Source organism: Corallococcus sp. CA041A (assembly GCF_003612075.1).
In the GTDB taxonomy this organism is placed as follows: Bacteria; Myxococcota; Myxococcia; order Myxococcales; family Myxococcaceae; genus Corallococcus; species Corallococcus exiguus.
Map to the genome: position 1 here is coordinate 1 of NZ_RAWF01000041.1, position 25,586 is coordinate 25,586.

The following is a 25,586-nucleotide window of genomic DNA, read 5'->3' on the forward strand; positions in this document are numbered from 1 at the left end:
CCAGCGTGGCGCCGTTGCAGAGCGTGGTGAAAATCTCCTCCACGGAGAGGTCGAAGCTGAGGCTGGCGAACTGCAACACTCGGCTGCCGGGACCGATGCCGTAGGCCACCGCCTCGTGGGTGACGAGGTTGGCGACGCTGCGGTGCTCCACCGCCGTGCCCTTGGGCGTACCGGTGCTGCCCGAGGTGTAGAGCAGGTACGCCATGTTCGCGGGCGTCACGCCCGTCACGGGCGCATCCGTCGGCTCCTCGGCCAGCGACTCGCGCTCCGTATCCAGGCAGAGCGCGCGTGCATGCAGTGCTTCGGGGAAGCGGTCCACCAGTGGCTGCTGGGTAACGAGCACATGGGCCGCGCTGTCTTCCAGCATGAAGGCAAGACGCTCACGGGGCAGGAGCGGATCCACGGGCACCCAGGCACCACCGGCCTTCAGGATGCCAAGCAGACCGATGGCGATATCGAGGGAGCGCTCGACACTGAGCGCGACGCGGACCTCGGGACCCACGCCACGATGGCGAAGGGCATGGGCGAGCTGATTGGCGCGCGCATCCAGCTGTGCGTACGTCAGCTGCGTCCCCTCGAACACAGCGGCCACCGCGTTCGGAGCGAGGCGCACCTGCGCCTCGAAGAGCGAATGCATGCACGCTTCGGGGAACGGCGCGCGCGTGGCGTTCCACTCCACCAGCATTTCGCGCCGCTCAACGGTGGTCAGTAGCGGCAATCGGGCGACTGACTCATTCGGCTGAGCAACGGCCTCCTGAAGGAGCACACGCAGGTGCTCGGCCATGCGTGCGGCGGTGGAGGCGGTGAAGATGTCGGTGGTGTACTCGAGGTAGCCCTTGAGGCCGGCGTCGGTCTCCAGCACCTGGAGGGTGAGGTCGAACTTGGCGGAGAAGGTGTCGAGCTCCAGGGCCTCCAGCTTCACGCCTTCAACGGAGGCGGAGCCGCGGAAGGAGGCCTGGTAGGTGAGCATCACCTGGAAGAAGGGAGTGCGTCCCGGGATGCGCTCGGGCTTCAACTCCTCCACGAGGCGCTCGATGGGCAACTCCTGGTGCTCCTGTGCCCCCAGCACCGTCTCTCGAACCTGACGCAGCAGCGTGCGGAAGGACGCCGTGTCCGTCACCCGCGTGCGAAGCACCTGGGCGTTGACGAAGAGTCCGATGAGGCTCTCCACCTCACCACGCGTGCGGCCGGCCATGGGGGAGCCGACGGTGACGTCCTCCTGGCCGGAGTAGCGGGCCATCAGCATCTGCCAGCCCGTCAGCAGCGCCATGTAGAGGGAGGCGCCTTCCTGCTGGGCGAGGGCCTTGAGCGCGTCCGTCAACTCGCGCGGCAGCAGCACGTCATGCCGGGCGCCTCGGCCGTCGCGGGTGGCGGGGCGGGGGAAGTCGGTGGGCAACTCCAGCGCGGAGGGCACTCCGACCAGCTGCCGCTTCCAGTAATCGAGCTGCTTCTCCAGCCGAGGGCCCTGCATCCACTCGCGCTGCCAGACGCCGAAGTCGGCGTACTGGATGCCCAGCGGCGGCAGGGGCGCTGCCTGTCCTCGCGCGAGCGCGCCGTAGAGCAGCGCCACCTCGCGCACCAGCAGCGTCATGGACCAGCCGTCGGAGACGATGTGGTGGACCACCACGACGAGCAGGTGCTCTCCCGGTGCTGACGTCAGCAGCAACGCGCGCAGCAGCGGGCCCTTCGCGAGGTCGAAGGGCTGGGCCGCGGCGTCACGCGCCAGGCGCCACGCTTCTTCCGGCGGTGAGCCCGTGAGGTCCTTGCGCTCCAGGGTGAGCACCGGCTCCTGCGACACCACCTGAACGGGGCCGGAGACGTCCTCGCGGAAGGTGGTGCGCAGCACCTCATGACGGCGCACGACTTCTCGCAGCGCGCGCTCCAGCACGGCCACGTCGAGCGCACCCTCCAGGCGCACCGCCATGGGCACGTTGAAGAGGGAGGTGCCGGGTTGAAGCTGATCAATGAACCAGAGGCGCTGCTGCGCGAAGGACAGCGGCAGCGGACGCGTTCGGTCCTGCACCGGGATGAGGCCTTGGACGGAGTTGCCAGCCGTGGCCTTTTGCGCGGCCATCTTCTTGAGCAACTCGGCGCGCTTTTCCGGTGAGAGGTTGGCGATCCGCTTCGACAGATCCTGGCTCATCTCGTGTACTCCGCACTGGGGGATGCCATGGCGCACGAGGACCACCCGGGACGGTGGCCCTCGTGAGATCTCAGACTGCTGCTGTTGCTGGATTGCCGTCCTGAACCGCGCTCACGGGGGAAGCGCGGCAGTGGGCAAATTCGCGGTGGTTACATTATTCGGTAACGACATGGCGTGTCATGAGGCCGGCCCTGCGCTCCTGAGGCACACCCTGGGGATGAATAAATCCCTGTGTTTACAGACCCCACCATAGGAGGCGGCTCTGACGCCGGCGTGACCGCTCGACCGCAAAAGCCGGATCTCAGGTTCGGGGGCCCGCGAATTCTGGACGCCAACGAACCCGGCGGAGTGATCCGTGCGGCGCGCCTGGCTTCCTGGAGCTGAAGCCCCGCGCCTGAACAGGCTGGCGCGGGGCGGACGGACTTCAACTTCCCGTGGGTGCGCGCGACTCGCCGCCTGACGCACGGGCGAGGATCAGCCGCAGTCGCTCCACGATGGGCTCGAGGTGCGTGTCCTGCAGCAGCTCATGATGGCTGCCGGGGACGTCGTGCACCTCCAGGCCGCCACGGACGAGAGGCTCCCAGCCGCGGTGACGTGGAAGCCCGGCCGCGGCCTCGCTGGCGCTCAGCAGCAGGGCGGTGCCGTCGTACGGCCGGGGCACGTACTTCTCCTGCGCGAAGAGGTTGGCCTGGAAGACGCGGAAGAGGGCGCGCAGCTGGGCGGCCCCGGAGTGCGCGTCGAGGATGCTCGCCCGGATCCCTTCCTGGAGCAGGTGGTCCAGCATCGCGTCGTCGTCGCCTTGTGCCAGCGCTTCGGCCGAGACGGCGAGCTCCTGCCCGAAGGCGGTGGCCGTGGTCTGGGCGAAGGCGATCCTCACTCGGGCTTCGGAAGAGAAGTGGGGCTCTGTTTCGGAAGGCGGCGTGATGCCGGGCGCATGGGCGTCGATGAGTGCGAGCAGGTCCACGGCTTCACCCGCCTCGCGCAGGCGGCGAGCCATCTCGTAGGCGATGACGCCGCCCAGGGACCAACCTCCCAACTGGTAGGGGCCCTGCGGCTGCACGGTGCGGATCGCTTCGATGTAGAGGGTGGCCATCTCCTCGATGGACTCGACGACGGGGCGCCCGTCGAGGCCGCGAGACTGGAGACCGAAGACGGGCAGTGAAGGCCCGAGCCTGCGCGCCAGCTCCGAGTAGGCCAGGACGTTGCCGCCACCAGGATGGACAAGGAAGAGGGGCCGGTGACCAGGCTCTCCGCGCTCCAGGGGAACGAGGGGCGTCCAGGCCCGTGAGTCGTCGCGGAGCACCTGCGCGAGTTGCTCGACGGTGGGCTGCTGGAAGAGGACGGAGAGAGGGAGGCTGAGGCCGAGACGCTCACGGATGGACGCGAGCATGCGCACGGCGAGCAGGGAGTGGCCACCCAGTTCGAAGAAGCTGGAGCGGACGCCGACGGAGCGGACGCCGAGGACGTCCTCCCAGATGCGAGCGAGCTGCATTTCGAGCGCATCGCGGGGAGCGACGAAGTCCCGGGCCTCGATGGCGTGGGCATCGGGTTCGGGCAGCGCCTTGCGGTCGACCTTGCCGTTGGAGTTGAGGGGCAGGGCGTCCATCACCACGAAGGTGGCGGGCACCATGTACTCAGGGAGGCCCTGACGCAGGTGCGCCTTGAGGGCTTCCACCTCCAGCGAGGCCCCGGCCTTGGGCGTGACGTAGGCGACGAGGCGCTTGTCGGCGGCCTCACCCTTCGCGACGACGACGGCGTCCTTGAGACCTGGAGCGCGACGAAGGGCTGCTTCGATTTCGCCCAGTTCGATGCGGAAGCCGCGCACCTTCACCTGGAAGTCGATGCGGCCGAGGTACTCCAGGCGCCCGTCGAGGCGGTAACGGACGCGGTCGCCCGTGCGGTACATGCGGCCGCCGGGAGGACCGTAAGGCTCAGGGACGAAGCGCTCCGCGGTGAGCTCCGGGCGCAGCAGGTAGCCACGCGCCTGGCCTTCACCCGCGAGGTACAGCTCGCCTGCGACACCCACGGGCACCGGTTGCAGCGAAGCGTCCAGCACGTAGGCCCGCGTCGCGGGTAGCGGGCGGCCGATGAGGGGCACTTCGTCACGACCGACGAGGGAGGCGGTGGAGTAGGTGGTGTCCTCGGACGGGCCGTAGAGGTTGAAGAGCTTCTGCACCGTCGGGACGGCGTAGACCTGCTTCGCCAGCGTCTCCGGCAGGGCTTCACCGGCGAGGTTGATGACACGTACTGAAGGCGGCACCGCGCCAAGACGCAGCAGCTGCGCCATGGCGGAGGGCACGGTGTTGACGAGGGTGACGTGGGAGGCGGTGCTCAGTTCCGCCAGGTGCAGGGCGTTGCGTGCCACGACCACCGCACCGCCACTGCTCAACGGCGCGAAGAGTTCGAAGACGGAGAGGTCGAAGTTGAGGCTCGTCGCGGCGAGGGTGCCCTTCAGTTCCTCCGGCGAGAAGGTCTCCAAGGCCCAGTGGAGGAAGGAGACGGCGTTGCCATGGGAGATGGCGACACCCTTGGGACGGCCGGTGCTGCCGGAGGTGTAGATGAGGTAGGCGAGGTGGCCCGAGTGGATGTCCACGAGCGGAGACGTCGTCGGCTGCTTCGCCAGCTCCACGTCCGAGTCGAGGCACACCGGCGTGGCGGATGTCTCCGGTAGCGCTGAGAGCAGATGGGAGTGAGCGACAAGGGCAGGACCCTGAGCGTCCTCCAGCAGCCAGCCCAGACGCTCACGCGGGTAGCTGGGGTCCAGCGGCACGTAGGCGCCGCCAGCCTTGAGGATGCCGAGGGCGCCGATGACGAGGTCCTCGGTGCGCTCGACACAGAGGCCGACGCGGACTTCGGGCCCGACACCCAGGCCGCGCAGGCGGTGCGCGAGTTGATTGGCCTTCGCGTCCAGCTCCCGGTACGTCAACCGCCGCTCGGGCGTGATGACGGCCAGCGCATCCGGCGTGCGACGCACCTGGGCCTCCACCATCGCGGGGATGCTGAGTTCGCGCGGCACCTGCGAGGCAGGAGGATTCCACTCGACGAGGAGCTGCTGGCGCTCGGAGCCGGTGAGCAGCGGCAGGTCCCCGAGTCGTGACTCAGGCTTCTTCGCGATGGCCTCCAGCAACACGCCGAAGTGTCCGGCCATGCGCTGGACGGTCGCGGCGTCGAACAGGTCCGTTGCGTACTCCAGCGAACCGACCAGCTCCCCCTGGACCTCTTGCAGGGCGAGGGAGAGATCGAACTTGGCGAAGTGTGCTTCCAGCGGCAGGGACTGGAAGGACAGTCCCGGCAGACGCAGCGCCTCGGTGGGCGTGTTCTGCAGGACGAACATGGCCTGGAACAGGGGGCTGCGGCTCAGGTCGCGCGTGGGCTGCACGGCCTCCACGAGCTTCTCGAAGGGCAGGTGCTGGTGCTCGAAGGCGGCGAAGGTCGTGCCTCGCACCTGGGCCAACAGCTCGCGGAACGTCGCGCGCGGGCTCAAGTGGGCGCGCAAGACGAGCGTGTTGACGAAGAAGCCGATGAGGCCTTCGGTCTCCGCCTGGGTGCGGCCGGCGATGGGTGAACCCACGCTGATGTCTTCCTGCGCGGAGTAGCGCGACAGGAGCACCTGGAACGCGGCGAGCAGCACCATGAAGGGCGTGGCCCCCTCGCGTCCCGCGAGCGCCTTGAGCGCACGGGCGACGTCCCCGGGGATGCGAACCTCCATCGTGGCGCCCCGGTGGGACTGCACGGGCGGCCGCGGACGGTCCGTGGGCAGCTCCAGCGCGGCGGGAACTCCGGAGAGCTGCTGCTTCCAGTAGTGGATCTGCGCGTCCAGTGCCTCGCCCTGGAGCCAGTTCCGCTGCCAGGCGGCGAAGTCCGCGTACTGCACGGGCAGCGGCGTGAGGCCGGGCTCCTTGCCGTCATGGAACGCGGAGTACAGCGAGATGAGTTCGCGGACGAGCACGCCCATGGACCAGCCGTCGGAGACGATGTGATGCATCGTCACGAGCAACAGATGTGAGTCCTCGGTCAGCCGCACCAGCGCACTGCGCAGCAGGGGACCCGTGGCGAGGCGGAAGGGTCGCCGGGCCTCCTCGTCGGCCAGCTTCCGAGCCTCCTTCTCCCGCTCCTCTTCGGGCAACGAAGAGAGGTCCATGAGCGGCAGCGTCCATGCCGCCGGAGCCTGGATCCGCTGCGTGGGCTGCCCCTGATGTTCATGGAAGGTGGTGCGCAGGGCCTCGTGACGGGCGACGAGTGCCTCGAAGGCACGGCGCAGGGCTTCCACGTCCAGGTGGCCCGAGAGCTGGAGCGCGACCGGGAGATTGTAGGACGCATCCTCGGGCTGGAGCTGATCCAGCAACCACAGCCGCTGCTGCGCGAAGGACAGAGGCAGCGGGCCGTCGTGCGGGGTTCGGGTGAGCTTCGGAGCCTGGGAGGTGGCGCTTCCGTGCAGCCGCGCGGCCAGGGCTTCCACCGTGGGGGACTCGAAGAGGGCGCGGAGGGGCAGCTCCACGCCCAGGTCCGTGCGCACGCGCGACACCACCTGGGTGGCCAGCAGCGAGTGCCCGCCCAGTTCGAAGAAGGAGTCTTTCACGCCCACCTGGGGCAGGCGCAGGACTTCCGCCCAGATGGAGGCCAGCTTCGCTTCGGCTTCCGTGCGAGGCGCTTCGTAGGTGTTGCCGGACTGAGGAGCCTCCGGCTCCGGCAGGGCCTTGCGGTCGACCTTGCCGTTGGAGTTGAGGGGCAGGGCGTCGAGCACCACGAAGGTGGCGGGCACCATGTACTCGGGGAGTCCCTGACGCAGATGGGCCTTGAGGGCCTCCACTTCCAGGGAGGTCTCAGCCTTGGGAGTGACGTAGGCGACGAGGCGCTTGTCGGCGGCCTCACCCTTCGCGACGACGACGGCGTCCTTGAGGCCCGGGGCGCGGCGGAGCGCGGCTTCGATTTCGCCCAGTTCGATGCGGAAGCCGCGCACCTTCACCTGGAAGTCGATGCGGCCGAGGTACTCCAGGCGCCCGTCGAGGCGATAACGGACGCGGTCGCCCGTACGGTACATGCGGCCGCCGGGAGGACCGTAAGGCTCGGGCAGGAAGCGCTCCGCGGTGAGCTCCGGACGCAGCAGGTAGCCACGAGCCTGGCCTTCGCCCGCGAGGTACAGCTCGCCTGCGACGCCCACGGGCACCGGTTGCAGCGAAGCGTCCAGCACGTAGGCCCGTGTCGCGGGTAGCGGGCGGCCGATGAGGGGCACCTCGTCACGACCGACGAGAGAGGCGGTGGAGTAGGTGGTGTCCTCGGACGGGCCGTAGAGGTTGAAGAGCTTCTGCACCGTGGGCACTGCGTAGACCTGCTTCGCCAACGTCTCCGGGAGGGCTTCACCGGCGAGGTTGACGACGCGCACGGAAGGCGGCACCGCGCCCAGGCGCAGCAGCTGCGCCATGGCGGAGGGCACGGTGTTGACGAGGGTGACGTGGGAAGCGGTGGGCAGCTCCGCCAGGTGGAGTGCGTTGCGTGCCACGACCACCGCGCCACCACTGGAGAGCGGCGCGAAGAGCTCGAAGACGGAGAGGTCGAAGTTGAGGCTCGTCGCGGCGAGGGTGCCCTTCAACTCCTCCGGCGAGAATGTAGTCAAGGCCCAGTGGAGGAAGGAGACGGCGTTGCCATGGGAGATGGCGACGCCCTTGGGACGGCCTGTGCTGCCGGAGGTGTAGATGAGGTAGGCGAGGTGTCCGGCGTGGATGTCCACAAGCGGAGCCGTCGTCGGCTGTTTCGCCAGCTCCGCGTCCGAGTCGAGGCACACCGGCGTGGCGGATGTCTCCGGAAGCGCTGAGAGCAGATGGGAGTGCGCGACGAGTGCAGGGCCCTGGGCGTCCTCCAGCAGCCAGCCCAGGCGCTCACGCGGGTAGCTGGGGTCCAGCGGCACGTAGGCGCCACCGGCCTTGAGGATGCCGAGAGCGCCGATGACGAGGTCCTCGGTGCGCTCGACGCACAGGCCGACGCGGACTTCGGGCCCGACGCCAAGTCCGCGCAGACGGTGCGCGAGCTGGTTCGCCTTCGCGTCCAGCTCCCGGTACGTCAACTGCCGCTCGGGCGTGATGACGGCCAGCGCATCCGGCGTGCGACGCACCTGGGCCTCCACCATCGCGGGGATGCTGAGTTCGCGCGGCACCTGCGAGGCAGGCGGATTCCACTCGACGAGGAGTTGCTGGCGCTCAGCATCCTTGAGCAGAGGCAGGTCAACCAGTCGGGTGTCCGGCTTCTTCGCGATGGCCTCCAGCAACACGCCGAAGTGCCCGGCCATGCGCTGGATGGTCTCGGCATCGAACAGGTCCGTCGCGAAGTCGAATGAACCGACGAATCCGTCCCGGCCTTCACGCAGACCCAAGGAGAGGTCGAACTTGGCGAAGTGTGCTTCCAGCGGCAGGGCCTGGAAGGACAGTCCCGGCAGACGCAGCGCCTCGGTGGGCGTGTTCTGCAGGACGAACATGGCCTGGAAGAGCGGGCTGCGGCTCAGGTCGCGCGTGGGCTGCACGGCCTCCACGAGCTTCTCGAAGGGCAGGTGCTGGTGTTCGAAGGCCGCGAAGGTCGTGCCTCGCACCTGGGCCAACAGCTCGCGGAACGTCGCGCGCGGGCTCAAGTGGGCGCGCAAGACGAGCGTGTTGACGAAGAAGCCGATGAGGCCTTCGGTCTCCGCCTGGGTGCGGCCCGCGATGGGGGAACCCACGCTGATGTCATCCTGCGCGGAGTAGCGCGACAGGAGCACCTGGAACGCCGCGAGCAACGTCATGAACGGCGTGGCACCTTCCCGCTGTGCCAGGGCCTTGAGCGCGTGAGAGACCTCTGAGGGGATGCGCACGTCCACCGTTGCGCCCCGGTGGGACTGCACGGGCGGTCGCGGGCGGTCCGTGGGCAGCTCCAGCGCGGCGGGAGCTCCGGAGAGCTGCTGCTTCCAGTAGTGGATCTGCGCGTCCAGTGCCTCACCCTGGAGCCAGTTCCGTTGCCAGGCCGCGAAGTCCGCGTACTGCACGGGCAGCGGCGTGAGGAAAGTCTCCTTGCCGTCATGGAACGCGGCGTACAGCGAGATGAGCTCGCGGACGAGCACACCCATGGACCAGCCGTCGGAGACGATGTGGTGCATCGTCACGAGCAACAGATGTGAGTCCTCGGTCAGCCGCACCAACGTGCTGCGCAGCAGCGGTCCCCTGGCGAGGTCGAACGGCTTCCGCGCTTCCGCGTTGGCCAGCCTGCGCGCCTCGTCTTCCCGCAGCGTCTCAGGCCGGGTTGAGAGGTCCACGAGCGGCAGCGTCCAACCGCTGGGCGCGCGGACGGTCTGGATGGGCTGGTCCTGATGCTCGTGGAAGGTGGTGCGCAGTGCGTCGTGACGGGCGACGAGCGCCTCGAAGGCACGGCGCAGGGCCTCGATGTCCAGGTGTCCCGAGAGCTGGAGCGCCGTGGGGATGTTGTACGACGCGTCCCCGGGCTGGAGCTGATCCAACAGCCACAGTCGCTGCTGCGCGAAGGACAGCGGCAGCGGACCGTCATGCGAGACGCGGGTGAGCTTCGGAGCCTGGGAGGTGGCGGTCCCGTGCAGCCGCCCGGCGAGCGCCTCCACCGTGGGGGACTCGAAGAGCGCGCGCAGGGGGAGTTCCACGTTGAACTCCGCGCGGACGCGCGACACCACCTGGGTGGCCAGCAGCGAGTGCCCGCCCAGCTCGAAGAAGGAGTCCTTCACGCCCACCTGGGGCAGGCGCAGGACTTCCGCCCAGATGGAGGCCAGCCTCGCTTCGGCTTCCGTGCGAGGCGCTTCGTAGGTGTTGCCGGACTGGGGCGCCTCCGGCTCCGGCAGGGCCTTGCGGTCGACCTTGCCGTTGGAGTTGAGGGGCAGGGCGTCCATCACCACGAAGGTGGCGGGCACCATGTACTCGGGGAGGCCCTGACGCAGATGCGTTTTGAGGGCTTCTACCTCCAGCGACGCATTCACCTTGGGAGTGACGTAGGCGACGAGGCGCTTGTCGGCGGCCTCACCCTTGGCGACGACGACGGCGTCCTTGAGTCCCGGGGCGCGGCGGAGCGCGGCTTCGATTTCGCCCAGCTCGATGCGGAAGCCACGCACCTTCACCTGGAAATCGATGCGGCCCAGGTACTCCAGGCGCCCGTCGAGGCGGTAACGGACGCGGTCGCCCGTGCGGTACATGCGGCCGCCGGGAGGACCGAAGGGCTCCGGTACGAAGCGCTCCGCGGTGAGTTCCGGGCGCAGCAGGTAGCCGCGCGCCTGGCCTTCGCCCGCGAGGTACAGCTCACCTGCGACACCCACGGGCACCGGCTGCAATGAGGCGTCCAGCACGTAGGCGCGCGTCGCGGGTAGCGGGCGGCCGATGAGGGGCACTTCGTCACGGCCGACGAGAGAGGCGGTGGAGTAGGTGGTGTCCTCGGAAGGCCCGTAGAGGTTGAAGAGCTTCTGCACCGTGGGGACGGCGTAGACCTGCTTCGCCAGCGTCTCCGGCAGGGCTTCACCGGCGAGGTTGATGACGCGCACGCTCGGCGGCACCGCGCCCAGACGCAGCAGCTGAGCCATGGCGGAGGGCACGGTGTTGACGAGGGTGACGTGAGAGGCCGTAGGCAGCTCCGCCAGGTGCAAGGCGTTGCGTGCCACCACCACTGCGCCACCACTGCTCAACGGAGCGAAGAGCTCGAAGACGGAGAGGTCGAAGTTGAGGCTCGTCGCGGCGAGGGTGCCCTTCAACTCCTCCGGCGAGAAGGTCTCCAAGGCCCAGTGGAGGAAGGAGACGGCGTTGCCATGGGAGATGGCAACGCCCTTGGGACGGCCGGTACTGCCAGAAGTGTAGATGAGGTAGGCGAGGTGTCCGGCGTGGATGTCCACAAGCGGAGACGTCGTCGGCTGCTTCGCCAGCTCCACGTCCGAGTCGAGGCACACCGGCGTGGCACTGGTTTCGGGCAACGCCGAGAGCAGATGGGAGTGCGCGACGAGTGCAGGGCCCTGGGCGTCCTCCAGCAGCCAGCCCAAGCGCTCACGCGGGTAGCTGGGGTCCAGCGGCACGTAGGCGCCGCCAGCCTTGAGGATGCCGAGTGCTCCGATGACAAGGTCCTCGGTGCGCTCGACGCACAGGCCGACGCGGACTTCGGGCCCGACGCCAAGTCCGCGCAGACGGTGCGCGAGCTGGTTCGCCTTCGCGTCCAGCTCCCGGTACGTCAGCTGCCGCTCGGGCGTGATGACGGCCAGCGCATCCGGCGTGCGGCGCACCTGGGCCTCCACCATCGCGGGGATGCTGGACTCCCGCGGCGCCTGCGAGGCAGGCGGATTCCACTCGACGAGGAGCTGCTGGCGCTCCGTGTCGGTGAGCAGGGGCAGGTCGCCAAGCCTCGTGTTCGGCTCTGATGCGATGGCCTCCAGCAGTACGCCGAAGTGTCCGGCCATGCGTTGGATGGTCGCCGCGTCGAACAGGTCCGTCGCGTACTCCAGCGTGCCCGTGATGCCCGTGGGGGCCTCCCTCAGTCCCAGGGAGAGATCGAACTTCGCGGAGCGGGTCTCCAGCGGCAGCGTCCGCATGGACAGCCCCGGCACGCGCAGCACCTCGCCCGGCATGTTCTGCAGGACGAACATGGCCTGGAACAACGGATTGCGGCTCAGGTCGCGCGTGGGCTGCACGGCCTCCACGAGCTTCTCGAAGGGCAGGTGCTGGTGCTCGAAGGCGGCGAGCGTGGTGTCGCGCACCTGGACCAGCAGCGCCCGGAACGTCTTGCGCGGATCCACGTGGGCGCGCAGGACGAGCGTGTTGACGAAGAAGCCGATGAGGCCCTCGGTCTCCGCCTGGGTTCGGCCCGCGATGGGGGAACCCACGCTGATGTCATCCTGCGCGGAGTAGCGCGACAGGAGCACCTGGTAGGCCGCCAGCAGCACCATGAAGGGCGTGGCGCCTTCCTGCTGGGCCAGGGCCTTGAGGGCCTCCACGAGGGGGGCGGGAATCCGCACCTCCACCGTGGCACCCCGGTGCGTCTGCACGGGCGGACGGGGACGGTCCGTGGGCAGCTCCAGCGCCGCCGGCACACCCGCCAACCGCCGCTTCCAGTGAGCCAGCTGCGCGTCCAGGACCTCTCCCTGGAGCCAGTCGCGCTGCCACGTCGCGAAGTCCGCGTACTGCACCGGCAGCGGCGGGAGGGCCGGCGTGCTGCCCGTGCTGAAGGCCTCGTAGAAGGCGGCCATCTCGCGCACGAGGACGCCCATGGACCAGCCGTCGGAGATGACGTGGTGCATGGTCACCAGCAGCACGTGCTCCTCCGCTCCCAGGCGCACCAGCAGCCCGCGCAGCAGCGGTCCCGTGGCGAGCTGGAACGGACGGCGGGCCTCCTCGGCCACGATGCGCCAGGCTTCTTCCTCGCGCTGCTCCTGGGGCAGCGCGCTCAGGTCGACGACGGGCAGCTCCCACGCCACGGAGGTGTGGACTCGCTGCGACGGCGCCTCGTGGGACGCGGCGAGCGTGGTGCGCAGGGACTCGTGGCGGGCGATGAGCGCCTCGAAGGCGCCTCGCAGTGCCGCCACGTCCACCCGGCCCGACAGCCGCAGCGCGGTGGGGACGTTGTATGACGAATCACCCGGCTGGAGCTGATCCAACAGCCACAGGCGCTGCTGGGCGAAGGAGAGCGGCAGGGCCCCCTCGCGGGACACGGGCCTCAGCGGCGGAGCACGAAGCGCGGAGGACGGGGCCTCGTCGAGCTTCGGCGCGAGGGCTTCGACGGTGGGCGCTCCGAACAGGGCTCGCAGCGGCAGCTCCACGCCGAACGCGGCGCGCACGCGCGAGACGAGCTGGGTGGCCAGCAGCGAGTGGCCACCGAGGGCGAAGAAGTCGTCGTGGAGGCCCACGCGCTCCACGCGCAGCACCTCCGCGAAGAGGGCCGCGAGCTGCTCTTCGGTGGCGGTGCGCGGCGCGACGAAGGAGGCCGCGCGCGGTGCGTCCCCCGGTTCGGGCAGGGCCTTGCGGTCCACCTTGCCGTTGGCGTTGAGGGGCAGGGCCTCCAGGACCAGGAGCGAGGCAGGCACCATGTACTCCGGCAGCCGCTGCCGCAGGTGGGCCCGCAGCGCCTCCACGTCCAAGGTGTGGCCTTCGTGCGCGGTGAGATAGCCGATGAGGCGCTTGTCCGCGTCCGAGCCCCGGGCCATGACGACGGCCTCGTTGACGCCCGGGAATGCGCGCAGGGCGGCTTCGATTTCACCCAGCTCGATGCGGAAGCCGCGCACCTTCACCTGGAAGTCGACGCGGCCCAGGAAGTCGAGCGTGCCGTCCTCCCTCCAGCGGGCCTTGTCGCCCGTGCGGTAGAGGCGCTCTCCCGGAATGGAAGCGAAGGGATGGGGGACGAAGCGCTCCGCGGTCAGGTCGGGGCGGTGCAGGTAGCCCCAGGCGAGGCCCGGGCCACCGACGTACACCTCGCCCGCGACGCCCACGGGCACTGGATGGAGGTTCGCATCGAACACATAGGCGGTGGAGTTCGGGATGGGACGGCCAATGGAGACGGGACCCTCCACGCGCGTGTGGCGGTGCAACGGCAGCGTGGTGGAGAAGGTCGTGTTCTCCGTCGGGCCGTAGGCGTGCACCAGCGTCGCCCCTTCGGCGAGGCGGGGGAGATGAGCGCGCAGGCGCGACCAGGGCATCACGTCTCCGCCCGTGAGGACCTGGCGCACCTCCGCCAAGGCTTCGCCCTGGTGCAGGGCCATCTGCTCGAAGAGAGCGGTGGTGAGCCACAGCGACGTCACCCGGTGGCGGCGAAGCTGCGTGGCCAGCTCCTCCAGGGAGAGTGCGTGCGGCGGAGCGAGGACGAGCTTCGCACCGTGCAGCAGCGCGCCCCAGATTTCGAGCGTTGAGGCGTCGAAGGCAACCGGGGCAGCCTGGAGCCAGACTTCATCCGGCCCGAAGCGCATGAAGGTGCTGCCGAGCACCAGGCGGGTGATGCCCCGGTGCGGCACGCAGACGCCCTTGGGACGCCCCGTGGAGCCCGAGGTGAACATGACGTAGGCGAGAGACTCTCCCTCCACGGAGACGTCGAGCGCATGCGTGGGCCGTGCGGCGATGACGTCCTGCTGCGCATCCAGCCAGACGCGGGTGCCGGAAGCGGGCAGCTTGGAGGCGAAGGGCTGGTGGGTGAGGACGACGCCAACGTCCGCGTCCTCCAGCAGCATCGCGATGCGCTCCACCGGCGCATTGCGGTCCACGGGAACGAAGGCGGCGCCAGCCTTGAGGATGGCGAGGAGCGCCGTCACCATCTCGAACGAGCGCTCGATGGCGAGGCCCACGCGCGCGCCGGGCACGATGCCGAGGCCGCGCAGATGCCAGGCCAGTTGGTTGGCGCGGGCATCGAGCTGGGCGTACGTCAGCGACGCCTCCCCCAGCACCAGGGCCACCGCGTCGGGCGTGCTGAGGGCCTGCCGCGCGAAGTGGACGTGGACCGGGACGTCCAGGGGGCTGGCGACGGTGGTGTCGTTCCAGTCCACGAGGATGCGCTGTCGCTCCTCACGGGAGAGCAGCGACAGCCCGGCCACGGACTGCTCGGGCCTTGAGGCCACGGCCTCCAGCAGGATGCGCAGGTGGCTGGCCATCCGCTCCATCGTGCTTCGTTCGAAGAGGGCGGTGCTGTACTCCAGCCAGCCCACGAAGCCCTGCGCCGAGTCCTGCAACGTCAGGGTGAGGTCGAACTTGGCGGAGCGTGCTTCGGCGGCCACCTGCTGGAAGGTGAGGCCCGGGATTCGCAGGTCCCCGGTGGGCGCGTTCTGCAGCGCGAACATCACCTGGAAGAGCGGGCTGCGGCTCGCGTCCCGCACGGACTGCACGGCTTCGACGAGCTTCTCGAATGGCAGGTGCTGATGCTCGAACGCCGCGAGCGTGGTTCCGCGCACCTGCGCGAGCAGCTCGCGGAAGGTCGCGCGTGGATTCACCTGGGCGCGCAGGACGAGCGTGTTGACGAAGAAGCCGATGAGGCCCTCGGTCTCCGCCTGGGTGCGGCCTGCGATGGGCGTGCCTACGCTGACGTCGTCCTGGCCTGCGTAGCGTGACAACAGGAGCTGGAAGCCCGCGAGCAGCACCATGAAGGGGGTGGCCCCCTCGCGCCGGGCCAGCGCCTTGAGGGCCTGGCTGGTTTCGGGCGGAAGCTGGACGGTGAGGGCCGCGCCCGCGTGGGACTGGATGGACGGACGCGGATGATCCGTCAGCAGCTCCAGCGCGGCGGGCGCGCCCGCGAGCTGCTGCTTCCAGTAGCGCAGCTGCGCGTCGAGCGTTTCGCCCTGGAGCCACTGACGCTGCCACGCCGCGAAGTCCGCGTACTGCACCGGCAGGGGGCTGAGGGCCGGCGCCGTGCCCTGGGTGAATGCCGCGTAGAACGTCACGAGCTCGCGCACGAGCACGCCCATGGACCAGCCGTCGGAGACGATGTGGTGCATCGTCACCAGCAGCAGGTGCTCCTCTTCGCCCAGCCGGACGAGCGCCGTGCGCAGGAGCGGTCCGTGTTCCAGGCGGAACGGCTGACGGGCATCCTCCGCGACCCGGCGCCGGGCCTCGGCTTCGCGCTGCGCTTCCGGCAGGCTGGACACGTCCATGAGCGGCAGGGCCCATGCTCCGGGGGCATGGATGTGCTGGGTGGCCTGGCCCTGATGCTCCTGGAAGGTGGTGCGCAGGGAGTCGTGGCGGGCGACCAGCGCTTCGAAGGCGCGGCGCAGGGACTCCACGTCCACGCGGCCCGTCAGCCGCAGCGCCGTGGGGATGTTGTACGACGCATCGCCCGGGGTGAGCTGATCCAGGAACCAGAGCCGCTGCTGCGCGAACGAGAGCGGCACGGCACCTTCATGCGCGACGGGCCGCAGCGGCGGCAGGTAATGCCCGGAGCCATGGGCGCTGTCGAACTTCGCCGCGAGCGCCTCCACCGTGGGCGCTTCGAAGAACCCGCGGAGCGGCAACTCCACGCCGAACGCGGCGCGTACGCGCGAGACGAGCTGCGTGGCCAGCAGGGAGTGGCCTCCGAGCGCGAAGAAGTCGTCCTGGATGCCCACCCGCTCCACGCGGAGCACTTCGGCGAAGAGGGCCGTGAGCTGCTCTTCGGTTGCATTGCGCGGCGCGACGAATCCGACAGAGCGCGACGTGTCTTCCGGCTCGGGCAGGGCCTTGCGGTCCACCTTGCCGTTGACGTTGAGGGGCAGGGCCTCCAGGACCACGAGGGCCGACGGCACCATGTACTCGGGCAGGTGCCGGCGCAGGTGGGCCTTGAGGTCATCCGCCTCCAGGGCGTGCCCTTCGTGCGCGGTGACGTAGCCGACGAGGCGCTTGTCCGTGTCGACACCTCGGACGACGACCACCGCCTCGTTGACGCCTGGCGCCGCGTGCAGGGCGGTCTCGATTTCGCCTGGCTCGATGCGGAAGCCACGCACCTTCACCTGGAAGTCGACGCGGCCCAGGAAGTCGAGCGTGCCGTCCTCCAACCAGCGGGCCTTGTCGCCCGTGCGGTAGAGACGCTCGCCCGGAATGGAGGCGAAGGGGTGGGGGACGAAGCGCTCCGCGGTCAGGTCGGAGCGGTGCAGGTAGCCCCAGGCGAGGCCCGGGCCCCCGACGTACACCTCGCCCGCGACGCCCACGGGCACCGGGTGCAGGTGGGCATCCAGGACGTAGGCGGTGGAGTTGGGGATGGGCCGGCCGATGGACACCGGACCTTCCACCACTGCCCCCCGATGCAACGGCAGCGTGGTGGAGAAGGTCGTGTTCTCCGTCGGGCCGTAGGCGTGCACCAGCGTCGCGCCTTCGGGGAGCCGCGCCAGGTGGTCGCGCAGACGCGCCCAGGGCATCAGCTCACCGCCCGTGAGGACCTGGCGCACCTCCGCCAAGGCTTCGCTCTGGTGCAGGGCCATCTGCTCGAAGAGGGCGGTGGTGAGCCACAGCGACGTCACCCGGTGGCGGCGAAGCTGCTCGACCAGCTCCTCCAGGGAGAGGGAGTGCGGCGGAGCGAGGACGAGCTTCGCACCGTGCAGCAGCGCGCCCCAGATTTCGAGCGTTGAGGCGTCGAAGGCGACGGGCGCGAACTGGAGCCAGACTTCATCCGGCCCGAAGCGCATGAAGGTGCTGCCGAGCACCAGGCGGGTGATGCCTCGGTGGGGCACGCAGACGCCCTTGGGACGCCCCGTGGAGCCCGAGGTGAACATGACGTAGGCGAGAGATTCGCCCTCCACGGAGACGTCGAGCGCATGCGTGGGCCGTGCGGCGATGACGTCCTGCTGCGCATCTATCCAGACGCGGGTGCCGGAGGCGGGCAGCTTGGAGGCGAAGGGCTGATGGGTGATGACGACGCCAACATCCGCGTCCTCCAGCAGCATCGCGATGCGCTCCACCGGCGCATTGCGGTCCACGGGCACGAAGGCGGCGCCCGCCTTGAGGATGGCGAGGATCGCCGTCACCAGCTCGAACGAGCGCTCGATGGCGAGGCCCACGCGCGCACCCGGGACGATGCCGAGGCCGCGCAGATGCCAGGCCAGTTGGTTGGCGCGGGCATCGAGCTGGGCGTACGTCAGCGACGCCTCCCCCAGCACCAGGGCCACCGCGTCGGGCGTGCTGAGGGCCTGCCGCGCGAAGTGGACGTGGACCGGGACGTCCAGGGGGCTGGCGACGGTGGTGTCGTTCCAGTCCACGAGGATGCGCTGTCGCTCCTCGCGGGAGAGCAGCGACAGCCCGGCCACGGACTGCTCGGGCCTTGAGGCCACGGCCTCCAGAAGGATGCGCAGGTGGCTGGCCATCCGCTCCATCGTGCTTCGTTCGAAGAGGGCGGTGCTGTACTCCAGCCAGCCCACGAAGCCCTGCGCCGAGTCCTGCAATGTCAGGGTGAGGTCGAACTTGGCGGAGCGCGATTCCGCGGCCACTTGCCGGAAGGTGAGGCCTGGGATGCGCAGGTCTTCCAGGGGCGCGTTCTGCAGCGCGAACATCACCTGGAAGAGCGGGCTGCGGCTCGCGTCCCGCACGGGCTGCACGGCTTCGACGAGCTTCTCGAAGGGCAGGTGCTGATGCTCGAACGCCGCGAGCGTGGTTCCGCGCACCTGCGCGAGCAGCTCGCGGAAGGTCGCGCGTGGATTCACCTGGGCGCGCAGGACGAGCGTGTTGACGAAGAAGCCGATGAGGCCCTCGGTCTCCGCCTGGGTCCGGCCGGCGATGGGCGTGCCCACGCTGACGTCGTCCTGGCCGGAGTAGCGCGCCAGGAACAGCTGCCAGGCCGCGAGCAGCACCATGAAGGGGGTGGCCCCCTCTCGCGCGGCCAGCGCCTTGAGGGCTTCGGACGTCTCCCGTGGAATGCGGACTGCGAGGGACGTGCCCGCGTGTGACTGGATGGACGGGCGCGGATGATCCGTGGGCAGCGCCAGGGTGGCGGGTGCCCCCGCGAGCTGCTGCTTCCAGTAGGCGAGCTGGGTCTCCAGCGTTTCGCCCTGGAGCCACTGGCGCTGCCGCTCCGCGAAGTCCGCGTACTGCACGGGCAGCGGGGCGAGCGCGGGCGTCTGGCCGGCGCTGAACGCTTCATAGAAGGCGACCAGGTCGCGCACGAGCACGCCCATGGACCAGCCGTCGGAGATGATGTGGTGCATCGTCACGAGCAACAGGTGCTCTTCAGCCGCCAGCCGCACGAGCGCGGTGCGCAGCAGCGGGCCCGTTTCCAGATGGAACGGCTGGTGCGCCTCCTCCTCGAGCTTGCGCCAGGCTTCGGCTTCACGCTGCGCGTCGGGCAGCGCGGACAGGTCCATGAGCGGCAAGGTCCAGGTGGCCGGAGCGTGGACGTGCTGGGTGGCCTGTCCCTGGACTTCGTGCACGGTGGTGCGCAGGGAGTCGTGACGGGTGACGAGCGCTTCGAAGGCGCGGCGCAATGACTCCACGTCCACCGGGCCCGTCAGCCGCAGCGCCGTGGGGAGGTTGTACGACGCGTCTCCCGGCGTGAGCTGATCCAGGAACCAGAGGCGCTGCTGGGCAAAGGACAGCGGTCGCGGGCTGTCCGCCGAAGCCCGGATGAGTGGAGGCAGGTGGTGGCCGGGTGTCCGTGTCCGGAGGCCTTCGGCGAGCGCGGCCACCGTGGGCGCCTCGAAGAGGGCCCGGAGCGGTAACTCCACGCGGAAGGTGGCGCGCACGCGGGAGACGAACTGGGTGGCCAGCAGCGAGTGTCCGCCCAGGGCGAAGAAGTCGTCGTGGATGCCCACGCGCTCCACGCGCAGCACCTGCGCGAAGAGGGCCGCGAGCTGCTCTTCCGTGGGAGTGCGCGGCGCGACATAGGTGGAAGCCTGCGCGGTGCCCTGGGGCGCGGGCAGGGCCTTGCGGTCCACCTTGCCGTTGGCGTTGAGCGGCAGGGCCTCCAGCACCAGGAAGGTGGAGGGCCGCATGTGCTCCGGCAGGAGCTGCTTGAGCCAGTCCTTGAGGACGTCCGTCGTCGGCGCGGAGTCCGTGCCTTCCGTGGGCACCACGTAGGCGACGAGCCGCTTGTCGCCGGGGATGTCCTCGCGCGCCAGCACCACGGCGGCGTGCACCTGGGGATGCTTGAGGAGCGCGGCTTCGACTTCACCCAGCTCGATGCGGAAGCCACGCACCTTCACCTGGAAGTCGGCGCGGCCCAGGTAGTCGAGCATCCCGTCCGCGCGCCAGCGCGCCACGTCGCCCGTGCGGTAGAGGCGCGCGCCCGGGATGGCGGAGAAGGCATCGGGGATGAAGCGCTCCGCCGTCAGGTCGGGGCGGTTGAGGTAGCCGCGGGCCACGCCTTCACCGCCGAGGAAGAGCTCACCCGCGACGCCCACGGGCACCGGGCGAAGGGACTTGTCCAACACGTAAGCACGGACGTTGGACAGGGGCCGGCCGATGGTGGGCGACGCAGAGGCGTCGAAGGCGCAGGCGGTGGCGTCGACGGTGCACTCGGTGGGGCCGTAGACGTTGAAGGCGCGCAGACGCGGATGCTGGGCCAGGCGGCTCCAGGTGCCGGGATCCACCGCCTCGCCGCCCACCAGCGCGCGCCGGGGGAGGACGTCCTTCTCCAGCAGGCCTTCATCCATCAGCATGCGCAGGTGCGCGGGAGAGCAGTCGAGGACCTCCAGCGCGTCCTGCCCGATGCGCTTCACCAGCTCACCCGCATCCGAGCGGGCCTCTTCCGGGACGATGCAGAGGGTGTGGCCGTCGAGCACCTGCACGAGCTGCTGGACGGAGGCGTCGAAGGACAGTGGGGCGTTGACGCTGACCCGCTCCGCCGTGCTTCGGCCCTGGTGCACGGTGGTGGCCAGCCCCTGCCGCAGGTTCATCACGGAGCGGTGCTGGATCATCACGCCCTTGGGGCGGCCGGTGCTGCCAGAGGTGTAGATGATGTACGCCAGGTGCTCGGCGGAGACGGCCACGCCGGGGGTTTCGCGGGACTCGGCCGCGAGCTCCTCCGCATCCGGATCGAGGAGGACGACGTGGGCGGTGTGCTGGGGAAGCACGTCGCGCAGGCGCTGCTGGGTGAGCACCACGGGCGCGCCGGTGTCCGTGAGGACGTGGGCGAGCCACTCGCCCGGGTAGCGGAAGTCGAGGGGCACATAGGCGCCGCCGGCTTTGTGGATGCCCAGGATGCCGACGAGGGCCTCCACGGAGCGCTCCACGCACAGCACCACGCGCACGTCGGGGCCGACGCCCAGCTTCACCAGCCGGTGCGCCAGTTGGTTGGAGCGCGCGTCCAGCTCCTGGAAGGTGAGCTGCTGGTCGCGGCAGACGACGGCCAGGGCTTCAGGCGTGCGAAGGGCCTGGGCCGTGAAGGCCTCGTGGAAGCAGGTGTCGCGAGGGAACTCCGCGTCCGTCCTGGTCCAGTCCACGAGGAGCTGCCGGCGCTCTGGAGCCGTGAGCAAGGGCAGGCCCGCGAGCGTCGAGTCCGGCTGCTCGGCGATGGCCTCCAGCAGGACGTCCAGGTGGCCCACCATGCGCTGGACGGTGGCGGCGTCGAAGAGGTCGCTGCTGTATTCCAGCACGCCCATGAAGCCCTGAGGCGAGTCCTGAAGCGTCAGGGACAGGTCGAACTTCGCGGAGTTCGATTCGAGCGGGAGCTGTTCGAACGACAGCCCCGGCACGCGAAGCGCATCCATGGGCGCGTTCTGCAGGGTGAACATCGCCTGGAAGAGCGCGCTGCGACTCAGGTCGCGCACGGGCTGGAGGACCTCCACCAGCTTCTCGAAGGGCAGGTGCTGGTGCTCATAGGCCGCGAGCGTCGTGCCGCGCACCTGCGCCAGCAGCTCCCGGAAGGTCGCGCGTGGATCCACGTGGGCGCGCAGCACCAGCGTGTTGACGAAGAAGCCGATGAGGCCTTCGGTCTCGGCCTGGGTGCGGCCGGCGATGGGAGAACCCACGCTGATGTCGTCCTGGCCGGAGTAGCGCGACAGGAGCACCTGGAAGGCGGAGAGCAGCAGCATGAAAGGCGTGGCGCCTTCTTGCCGGGCCAGGGTCTTGAGGGCCTCGGTCAGCGGCAAGGCGAGCCGCACGGGAACCGTCGCGCCCCGGTGCGACTGCACGGGCGGACGCGGACGGTCCGTGAGCAGCTCCAGCGTGGCGGGAGCCCCCGCGAGCTGCTGCTTCCAGTAGGCGAGCTGGGTCTCCAGCGTTTCGCCCTGGAGCCATCCCTGCTGCCACACGGCGAAATCCGAGTACTGCACGGGCAGCAGTGCGAGCGTGGGCGCCTGCTCCGCGTGGAGCGCCGCGTACAGGGCGGTGAGCTCGCGGACGAGGACGCCCATGGACCAGCCGTCCGAGACGATGTGGTGCATCGTCACCAGCAGCAGGTGCTCCGCGTCGCCCAGGCGCACCAGGGAGGTGCGAAGGAGCGGACCCGCTTCCAGGTCGAAGGGACGGTGGGCCTCGAGGTTCGCGAGGCGACGCGCTTCTTCCTGCCGTTGAGGCTCGGGCAGCGAGGACACATCGAGCAGGGAGAGCGTCCACGTCGAAGGCGCGTGGATGCACTGCGCGGGCTGGCCCTGGTGCTCGACAAAGGTGGTGCGCAGCGTTTCATGCCGGGCGACGAGGGTCTCGAAGGCGCGACGAAGGGACTCGACGTCCACGTGGCCCTTCAGCCGGAGGGCGGCGGGGATGTTGTATGCGGCGTTGCCTGGCTGGAGCTGATCCAACAGCCACAGGCGCTGCTGGGCGAAGGACAGCGGGGGCGGGCCTTCGTGCGCGATGCGGGTGAGGGGCGGCAGTCGCGTGCCGGTCGCCGTGAGCTGGAGGCGCTGCGCGAGGGCCTCGATGGTGGGGGCTTCGAAGAGGGCGCGAAGCGGCAACTCCACGTCGAGTGCCGCACGCACGCGGGCCACCAACTGCGTGGCGAGCAGCGAGTGGCCACCCAGCTCGAAGAAGTTGTCCGTGCGGCCGACAGTGGGCACGCGAAGCACTTCGCTCCAGAGAGCCGCGAGCTTCTCCTCCAGCGGGGTCGCCGGAGCCTCGTAGGCGTGCGAAGCCCGAAGCGCGCTCACGTCCGGAGCAGGGAGAGCCTTGCGGTCCACCTTGCCGTTGGACGTCAGGGGCAGCGCTTCCAGGGGGACGAAGGCCGCGGGCACCATGTACTCGGGCAGGTGCTGCTTGAGGTGCGCGCGCAGGGCCGTGACATCAAGGGCGTCGCCGACGACATAGGCCACCAACCGCTTGTCGCCCGGGGCATCCTCGCGGGCGAGCACGACGGCATCCTTCACGGAGGGAGCGGCCCGCAGGGCGTTCTCGACCTCACCCAGCTCGATGCGGAAGCCGCGCACCTTCACCTGGGCGTCAATGCGGCCGACGAAGTCCAGCTGTCCGTCAGCCCGCCAGCGCACCACGTCGCCCGTGCGGTAGAGACGGGCGCCCGGAGTGGAGGAGAACGCGTCCGGAATGAAGCGCTCGGCGGTGAGGCCCGGGCGTCCCGCATAGCCTCGCGCGACGCCGACGCCACCGATGTGCAACTCACCGCGCACGCCCACGGGCACCGGCTGTCCGTGCGGGTCCAACACATAGACGCGCACGTTCGCCAGCGGCTTGCCGATGGACGGCACTTCACCATCCGCCACCACCTCACCGAAGGTGGCGATGACGGTGGCTTCGGTGGGGCCGTAGGTATTGAGCAGGCGCCGTCCTGGTGCCCAACGCGCGACGACGTCCGCGGGCAGGGCTTCGCCGCCGGAGATGACGGTGCGCACCTTGGGCAGCCCCTCGGACGACGTGGCTGCCAGTGCCGCTGGGGTGAGGCTGACGACACTCAACTCCTGCTCACGCAGCAGCACGGGCAGCGGTGCGCCCGGCATCAGCTTCTCCAGCGGCGCGAGCACCAGCGTGGCTCCGTTGCAGAGCGTGGTGAAAATCTCCTCCACGGAGAGGTCGAAGCTGAGGCTGGCGAACTGCAACACGCGGCTGCCGGGACCGATGCCGTAGGCCACCGCCTCGTGGGTGACGAGGTTGGCGACGCTGCGGTGCTCCACCGCCGTGCCCTTGGGCGTACCGGTGCTGCCCGAGGTGTAGAGCAGGTACGCCATGTTCGCGGGCGTCACGCCCGTCACGGGCGCATCCGTCGGCTCCTCGGCCAGCGATTCGCGCTCGGTGTCCAGGCAGAGAGCGCGCGCATGCAGTGCTTCGGGGAAGCGGTCCACGAGCGGCTGCTGAGTGACGAGCACCTGGGCCGCGCTGTCCTCCAGCATGAAGGCCAGACGCTCACGAGGCAGGAGCGGATCCACGGGCACCCAGGCACCACCGGCCCTCAGGATGCCAAGCAGACCGATGACGACATCGAGGGAGCGCTCGACACTGAGTGCAACGCGGACCTCGGGCCCCACGCCGCGACGGCGAAGGGCATGGGCAAGCTGATTGGCGCGCGCATCCAGCTGCGCGTACGTCAGCTGCGTCCCCTCGAAGACAGCGGCCACCGCGTTCGGAGCGAGGCGCACCTGCTCCTCGAAGAGCGAGTGCATGCACGCTTCGGGGAAGGGTGCCCGCGTCGCATTCCACTCCACCAGCATCTGCTGGCGCTCTGCTCCCGCGAGCAGTTGCAGCGACGACACGCGGTGATCCGGCTGAGCGACGGCCTCCTGAAGGAGCACACGCAGGTGCTCGGCCATGCGTGCGGCGGTGGAGGCGGTGAAGATGTCGGTGGTGTACTCGAGGTAGCCCTTGAGGCCGGCGTCGGTCTCCAGCACCTGGAGGGTGAGGTCGAACTTGGCGGAGAAGGTGTCGAGCTCCAGGGCCTCCAGCTTCACGCCTTCAACGGAGGCGGAGCCGCGGAAGGAGGCCTGGTAGGTGAGCATCACCTGGAAGAAGGGAGTACGGCCCGGGATGCGCTCGGGCTTCAACTCCTCCACGAGGCGCTCGATGGGCAACTCCTGGTGCTCCTGCGCCCCCAGCACCGTCTCCCGTACCTGACGCAGCAGCGTGCGGAAGGACGCCGTGTCCGTCACCCGCGTGCGAAGCACCTGGGCGTTGACGAAGAGGCCGATGAGGCTCTCCACCTCCCCGCGCGTGCGGCCGGCCATGGGAGAGCCGACGGTGACGTCCTCCTGGCCGGAGTAGCGGGCCATCAGCATCTGCCAGCCCGTCAGCAGCGCCATGTAGAGAGAGGCGCCTTCCTGCTGGGCGAGGGCCTTGAGCGCGTCCGTCAATTCGCGCGGCAGCAGCACGTCATGCCGGGCGCCTCGTCCGTCGCGGGTGGCGGGGCGGGGGAAGTCGGTGGGCAACTCCAGCGCGGAGGGCACTCCGGCCAGCTGCCGCTTCCAATAGTCGAGCTGCTTCTCCAGCCGAGGGCCCTGCATCCACTCGCGCTGCCAGACGCCGAAGTCCGCGTACTGGATGCCCAGCGGCGGCAGGGGCGCTGCCTGTCCTCGCGCGAGCGCGCCGTAGAGCAGCGCCACTTCGCGCACCAGCAGCGTCATGGACCAACCGTCGGAGACGATGTGGTGGACCACCACGACGAGCAGGTGCTCTCCCGGTGCCGACGTCAGCAGCAGCGCGCGCAGCAGCGGGCCCTTCGCGAGGTCGAAGGGCTGGGCCGCGGCTTCACGCGCCAGTCGCCACGCTTCTTCCGTCGGCGAGCCCGTGAGGTCCTTGCGCTCCAGGGTGAGCATCGGCTCCGGGGACACCACCTGCACGGGGCCGGAGACGTCCTCGCGGAAGACGGTGCGAAGCACCTCATGACGGCGCACGACTTCGCGAAGCGCGCGCTCCAGCACGGCCACGTCGAGCGCACCCTCCAGACGCACCGCCATGGGCACGTTGAAGAGGGAGGTGCCGGGTTGAAGCTGATCAATGAACCAGAGGCGCTGCTGCGCGAAGGACAGCGGCAGCGGGCGCGTGCGGTCCTGCACCCGGATGAGGCCTTGGACGGAGTTGCCCGCGATGGCCTTCTGCGCGGCCACCTTCTTGAGCAACTCGGCGCGCTTTTCCGGTGAGAGGTTGGCGATCCGCTTCGACAGCTCGTGGCTCATCTC

2 protein-coding genes are annotated in these 25,586 nt (G+C 69.7%); both read right to left on the bottom strand.

The features are described from left to right. Positions 1 to 2,143 (bottom strand): condensation domain-containing protein (locus tag D7V77_RS10050; protein WP_147452030.1); only part of this gene is annotated, 2,143 nt, incomplete at its 3' end. A gap of 424 nt (positions 2,144 to 2,567) precedes the next feature. Further along, positions 2,568 to 25,583: a non-ribosomal peptide synthetase gene (locus D7V77_RS10055; protein WP_120576047.1), complete on the bottom strand. Its 23,016-nt coding sequence runs from the start codon at positions 25,581 to 25,583 to the stop codon at positions 2,568 to 2,570. Between the last annotated feature and the right edge of the window lie 3 nt (positions 25,584 to 25,586).